The 6,000-nt window shown below is 68.3% G+C and carries 4 protein-coding genes and 4 pseudogenes; 4 read left to right on the plus strand and 4 right to left on the minus strand.

All coding sequences use genetic code 11. The features are described from left to right. Positions 1-48: 48 nt before the first annotated feature. Positions 49-840 (plus strand): annotated as a pseudogene (locus FF100_RS38705) (AMP-binding protein); the annotation flags it as partial. Between the two features lie 500 nt (positions 841-1,340). Then, positions 1,341-1,457: pseudogene (locus FF100_RS38710) on the plus strand (hypothetical protein); the annotation flags it as partial. Between the two features lie 300 nt (positions 1,458-1,757). On the opposite strand, the pseudogene FF100_RS38715 reads toward FF100_RS38710, so the two are convergent. Together FF100_RS38715 and FF100_RS30290 are read right to left on the minus strand one after the other, a co-directional pair. Beyond that, a pseudogene (locus FF100_RS38715) lies at positions 1,758-2,423 on the minus strand (transposase family protein); the annotation flags it as partial. A 101-nt stretch (positions 2,424-2,524) separates the two neighbouring features. Next, a pseudogene (locus FF100_RS30290) lies at positions 2,525-2,971 on the minus strand (transposase); the annotation flags it as partial. A gap of 18 nt (positions 2,972-2,989) precedes the next feature. Between FF100_RS30290 and FF100_RS37390 the strand changes: the two are divergent. Continuing rightward, positions 2,990-3,169 carry a hypothetical protein gene (locus tag FF100_RS37390; RefSeq protein ID WP_171070390.1) on the plus strand — a complete coding sequence of 60 codons (180 nt, stop codon included), beginning with the start codon at positions 2,990-2,992 and terminating at the stop codon, positions 3,167-3,169. 259 nt (positions 3,170-3,428) lie between these two features. Here the strand turns inward: FF100_RS37390 and FF100_RS30295 are convergent, their stop codons facing one another. Together FF100_RS30295 and FF100_RS38125 are read right to left on the minus strand one after the other, a co-directional pair. Then, on the minus strand, positions 3,429-4,526 hold the full coding sequence (locus FF100_RS30295) for a GSU2403 family nucleotidyltransferase fold protein (protein WP_139039682.1): 1,098 nt from the start codon (positions 4,524-4,526) through the stop codon (positions 3,429-3,431). A 496-nt stretch (positions 4,527-5,022) separates the two neighbouring features. Further along, complete coding sequence (locus FF100_RS38125; protein WP_425463369.1) at positions 5,023-5,199, minus strand: Mu transposase domain-containing protein; 177 nt, start codon at positions 5,197-5,199, stop codon at positions 5,023-5,025. A gap of 16 nt (positions 5,200-5,215) precedes the next feature. Between FF100_RS38125 and FF100_RS30305 the strand changes: the two genes are divergently transcribed. Beyond that, the coding region (locus FF100_RS30305; protein ID WP_171070395.1) for a TRAP transporter large permease subunit at positions 5,216-6,000 on the plus strand (785 nt) is incomplete at its 3' end.

Raw genomic sequence — 6,000 nt, forward strand, 5'->3', positions numbered from 1 at the left:
CGTCCGATGACTAAGTCCGTGGAGCCGCGCGCCGCCCGCTTCGCGCGGATGGAGCATTATCTGCGCCACCATGCGGCGACGCAGGGCGAGGCGCCGGCCCTGCTGTTCTACGGCGCGGTCCTGTCCTACGCCGAGATGTGGTGGCGCACCGCCGCTCTCGCCCGCCACCTGACGACGGCCGCGGGGATCCGGCCGGGCGATCGGGTGGCGATAGCGCTGCAGAACAGCCCCCACCTCGTCATCGCCTGCCAGGCGGTGCTGGTGGCAGTGGCGGTGGTGGTGCCGCTCAACCCGATGTACCGGGCGGCCGAGGTGGCAGCGATCCTGGAGGATAGCGGCGCCCGCCTGGCGATCGTCGGGGCCGAGCCGATCGACCGCTTCCCGGCTGACCTGACGCTCATCGCCGCCGTCTACGCCGACGCACTCCCGGCTCTGCCCCTGGGACCGCTGCCGCCGGTCCTGGCCGAGCCCGCGATGGTCCCGGCATCGGCCCGGATCATCGCCTTCGCGGCGGCGATTGCCGGGGAGGGGGCGCGGGGCGACGGCGATGACGAGGTCAGGGAGGGCGGGGTGATGCCCTACACCTCCGGCATCACCGGTCGCCCGAAGGGCTGCCCACACGGACATGCGGCGGTGATCCATACCGCCGAGGCGCAGGCGCGCTGGTATCGCCTCGACAGCGGCAGCGTGGTCACGGCGGTGCAGCCTCTGTTCCACGTCGCCGGGATGCAGGGCTCGATGCATGCCGGGTTGGCGGCCGGTGTGGCCCTGCTGGTCATGACGCGATGGGACGCGGCCGCGGCCCTCCGGCTGTTCGCCTGGGCCGGGGTGACGTTCTGGAACGCGCCGCCGACCATGGTCATCGATCTTCTCGCCCGGCCGGATGTCGATCCGGCGGCCTTCGCGGTTGCGGGTGGTCACCGGCGGCGGCTCGGCGATGCCGGGGCTGGTGGCCGCCGAACTCGCGACGCGGTTCGGCCTCACCTACATCGAAGGCGACGGCCTGAGCGAGAACATGTCGCCGACCCACCTCAATCCGCTCGACCAGCCGCGCGCCGGCAGCATCGGCGTGCCGATGGCGAGGTCGGCGAGATCATGGTGGCGGGGCCACAGGTCATCGTCCGCTACTTCTCGAATCCGCAGGCTGACGCAGAGGGCTTTGCCATCGTGGCGGGGCGCCGGTTCCTGCGCACCGGCGACCTTGGGCGGCGCGACGCCGACGGCTACTTCTACGTCGTCGATCGGCTGAAGCGCATGATCAACGCCAGTGGCTTCAAGGTGTGGCCGAGCGAGGTCGAGGAGGTGTTGCACCGCATCCTGCCGTGCGGCTGGCCTGCGTGGTGGGCGCGCCCGATCCGTACCGGGGAGGGACCGTCCAGGCCTACCTCGTGCTCAAGGACGGCGGCGCCGCGGATCCAGCAAGCATCGTCGCGTTCTGCCGCCTGCACCTCGCCGCCTACAAAGTGCCGCGGCGCGTCGCCTTCGCCGAGAGCCTCCCCCTCGGCGGATCGAACAAAGTCGATTGGCGGGCCCTGAGCCTCAGGGCTCGGGCCGTCATGGAGGGCCTGCCATCGTATCCGGCTCTGTGCACCCGCCTCCAGCTCCGGCGTGCTGCGGGCGATGGCATGGTCGCGCCGGGTGGGACGAACGGCAGAGCCAGGGAGAGGTGGAAGGATGCGCAGCCGGGCATGAGCCCCATGAAGCCCGCGTTCGACGGCCTGCCGCATGGTGGTGAGCAGATGCCATCGATCGGCGACCTGCTGCGCCTGGGGAGCGCCAAGGCTTGCACCTCGAGCATACTCGGTCGAGCGATCACGGGCGACGAGTGCGACGCCGGATTGCCGTTCGAGCCAGCCGGCCACCGTGGGTGCGGTGTGATCCGAGAGGAGGTCGACGACGCGGTGACGGTCGAGATCGACGACGATCGTGCCGTATCGGCAGCCCTTCCGGATCGCCCAGTCGTCGATCCCGACCCGGATGGGAGCGAGCGCGTCGGGCATCGGCAGGCGGGTGACGAGCCGCAGCACAGCCGCGCGGCTTGCTGGCGTATGGAGGTGCGCAAAGAGACGCGCGCCCGCCTGCACCGCCGCAGGCGATGTCGACCCTGGCCTGCGCCTCGCCAAGCCGCCGCGTGCGCCCGGCGCGCGGAGGCTCAGGGGCGCCTCGGCGAAGGTCCGGCGTCGGCAGGTCGGGTTGAGGCAGTAGAACCGCCGTCCCTCGATGCGGAGCCTGGTCTGCGATGTCGATACCGGCAGGTCGACGGGTTGGCGGTGGTAGCGGCTATGGACGGACCAGCTGGCACGACCGCAGTCGGGGCATCGACCATCAGCCGCGTCCAGCCGCATCGGGATGACGAGGTGATCCTCGTGTCGCTCGACGAACCGCGCGACCCGGCACTCGGAGATGGCGAAGGGAATGTTCATGCCATCCACGATGGGGAGGCTGGGTCAGCTTATCACCGGCCCGAGGCAGTCCACCGCCATCCACGCTAAGCGATATTGGTGGCAAATTCAGCACGGCACAGTCAAGCTGCAAGCGAGTGCAGCCGTGAAAAGGATGAGTTCCGAGTTCGCGCCTTCGGTTCGTCCGCGTGCCAACGCAGTAGCCGCACCAAGTTCATCGCCGCTGCCGTCATCAAATCAGCAAGGTGCGTCTTTGCGTGTCCGAAGTAGGGCGTCCGTCGGAGCCGAGATGACCGCACGCCTTGCGCGATCGTGCCCTCGATGCCGGCTCGCCGGGCGTACTCGGCTGCGAAGTCGGCGGTCTTCTCCCGCTCCCGCCTGACCCGCAACGCCTCGTGTCGAGCTTCGGGACGGATCGTGATCGCCCGGCGTGCCGACTTCGCGCGTGTGCAGTGCGGCCGCAGCGAGCAGTCCCCGCAATCGCGGACCGCAAACTTGATCTTGATGACCGGCGTCGTGCCGTGGACGAGCGTGGACGTCCAGCTCTGGCTGTCCCTCCCGCCCGGACACGCGTGAGGAGGCCGCCGATGCTGCGCGAGGCCACCGCGGAGGCGAGCCGGGATATCATGGTCGAGGACCGCATCACCAAGCGGCACAGGCATGTCTTCGCCGTCTCCCCGGCGATCCGGGCCATGGAGGCGCTCCAACGCCTCGACCTGCCGCGACGGGCTTGCCGTCTCGAACCTGGTGCAGTGGGCGCGGGGTGACGCGCCCGCTGTTGGCCGCCACATCAGCCTCCACCGGAATACGGTCGGCGCGATTTATGGCGAGATGGCGCTGGGTCGCGAGCCCAAAGGCCGATACTGAGCACGCTCCCTCAAACAGAGGGTCAGAAGAGCACGCCGACGAGTGCCGCCCCTCGTCGTGCCGCTCGGAGCGATTGGACCTTGTCCTAGGTCTACGTGGAGCGGAGGCTGTTCCACCACGGTGAACGGCCGGATCGGATCGGCCGAACGGTCGGTCGCGTCACCCGCCGGAACGCTCAAGCCAGGGGATCAGGGAAGCCGGATCCTTGCCCTCGACCTGCGCCAGCTTGCGAATGCCCTCCTCCAGGGTTGCCCTCCGGTCGTCGGAGAGCCGTGCGGCGCCGAGGGCAAGGAACCTGCGCCATTTCGGCCCGCGGCCATGCGCATCCGTCCAGGCCAGGCCGAGGTCGATCGTCATGCCGGCGAGCCGCTTGGCATCGATGATCGCGCCGCACTGGGCGATATCCTTGGCGACCTTGGCCTGGTCGTGGCTCGCGCGCAGGCAGGCTACGATGAGCTTGTGGACGGCGAAGCGCTCCGGCGCGGGGACCATGACGGGGATCCCGGCATCGTAGAGGGCGACCGACCGGACCGGATCCTTGACCAGGAACTCCAGGTACTTGAGGGCCTGGGCCCCCATCTTCGCCATGACGCGGGACGGGTAGACCGGGCTCGCCCCGCCCTTGGAGGGAACCAGCAACTCGACCTTGTAGCCCATCCGGTTGCGGAACCCGACCGGCACCGAAGCCTCTGCCGGATGAAATACTGGCTCGAAGGTCGGATCGACTGTCTGCAGCAGTGCCGGGAGGTCGATCATGTCCCGGGCGGCGGGGACGAAGAACTCCGCGAAGCCCGCGTCCTGCGTCCGGTACTCGGCCTCGCCCAGCAGCGCGGCCAGGGGACCACTGTAGCTCTGGTAGGCCAGGGTGCCGACGAGCACGACCCTGCTCCAGGCATCGACGCTTGCGAAAGCCTCCAGGATCCTGCCCTCGATCGGGGACGGTGCCGGCAGGCCGGTGTGGCGAAGCTTGCCGGCCAGTTCGCGCCGGGTCCGGTAGAGATCCTTGTTGCGACCGAAATTCTCGACGCGCCGCTGCGTTTCGGAGTCGTCGACAGGTCCGACATATGTGAGTTTGTGCTTGCCGGGCGCGCCATCGGCCGCCCGCTCGTATCCCTTATAGTAGAAATACTCCTTGTTGCCGCGCTTCTGCCTGACAAAATTGCCGTTCGCAGGAAAACGCCGATCGAACTGGGCGTCGAAGGCCTTCGAGCACAGGTCCGCGAAGGCGATCTGATCGAGGTGGGAAAGCGCACGCAACGAACGACGACCTTGTTACCAAACCATCGAGATTGGTAACAAGGTGACCGCTTGCCGGCAAGCGCCTTGTTACCAAGGATCGCGACTTGGTAGAGGCGCGTTCCTGTCTCGCACGTCCCGAGCCAGGGTCGGTCTCTCCCCATTCGCCAGGCGCCGGATGGGCCAAGCGATGGAAGTAGCGGCGGGACTACATCTCGATCAAGCTCGACGACCCGAGTCTGCCGGCTCCCCTCTCCCCGAACGGTGCAGACACCTTTCAATGCACACGGCTCTTCACCCTGCTTTCCGTCCGGCGAAGCCGGATGACACCCGACCCGTCTCAGCGCTCTTCTGAGCCAGCGCCCGCAGGCTCATCATGGCATCGGTCATCGGGGGGCTCCCGGGTTCGGGGTTGGTGGCTCACACCCCGATCCTGACCCGTCGCCGCCGATGGCCACCCCCGCGAGAGATCCCGCCTGCTACAGCGCTATCGAGGGCGCGCAAGCGGGATCTCCCGCTATCGCTCAGCTACACCACTCCAAGGGACACGACCGCGACCTCCTGTCCGCCATGGTGGACGCGCAACCCTGGCCGCGATCACGGTGACGCGCACCGCCTCGCCGATCAGCCGCCAGGGCACCGAGTAGGCGTTGCCGTCGACGGCGACGGCGCTGTCTGCCCCGACCCGACGCACCAGATCGCGCGCGGTGGTGAACTACGGCCTTGTCGTCAACGTCTCGATCGGCAGCCTCTTCATCGCCGGCATCCTGCCGGGGATCCTGATCGCGCTGAGCCTCATCCTGACGATCTGCGCGATGGCGCGGCTCCAGGATTTCGATGCCACCCAGCGCGTGCCCCTCAGCGCCTGGGCGCGCAACCTCGTCAGGGTCACCCGGGAGGCGGCCTTCGCCATCGTGATGCCGGTGATCATCCTCGGCGGCATCTACTCGGGCGTGTTCACGGCGACCGAGGCCTCGGTGGGCGCCGTCGTCTACGGCTTCCTCGTCAGCCGCTTCGTCTACCGGGCGATCACGCTGCGCGACGTGGTGCGGATCCCGAACGAGTCCGCCGTGATGACCGGCATGGTGATGCTGATCGTCGCCTTCACGGCTTTGTTCGGTTACGTGCTCACGGTCAACCAGATCCCGCAATATCTTGGCGTGCTGATCGGGCAGGTGACGAGCGGACCGGTCGGCTTCCTGCGCCTCGTCAACGTCCTGCTGTTCGTCGTCGGCACCTTCATGGAGGCGCTGGCCACGATCCTCATCCTCGGCCCGATCCTCGCGCCCGTGGCGCAGAGCTACGGGATCGACCCGGTGCATCTCGGCATCGTCAACGTGGCGTGGACCAGGCCAACGGTGTCCTGCAGGGGCCGATCGGTCGCGAGATGCTCGACCTGCTGCCGCGCTACAACATGGTCGGTCTCGGCTTCATCTCGGCGCTCGAGCGCAACATCTTCACGAACGGCAAGACGATCGGTTCCGCCGCCGACATG

Source organism: Methylobacterium terricola (genome assembly GCF_006151805.1).
Taxonomy (GTDB): domain Bacteria; phylum Pseudomonadota; class Alphaproteobacteria; order Rhizobiales; family Beijerinckiaceae; genus Methylobacterium; species Methylobacterium terricola.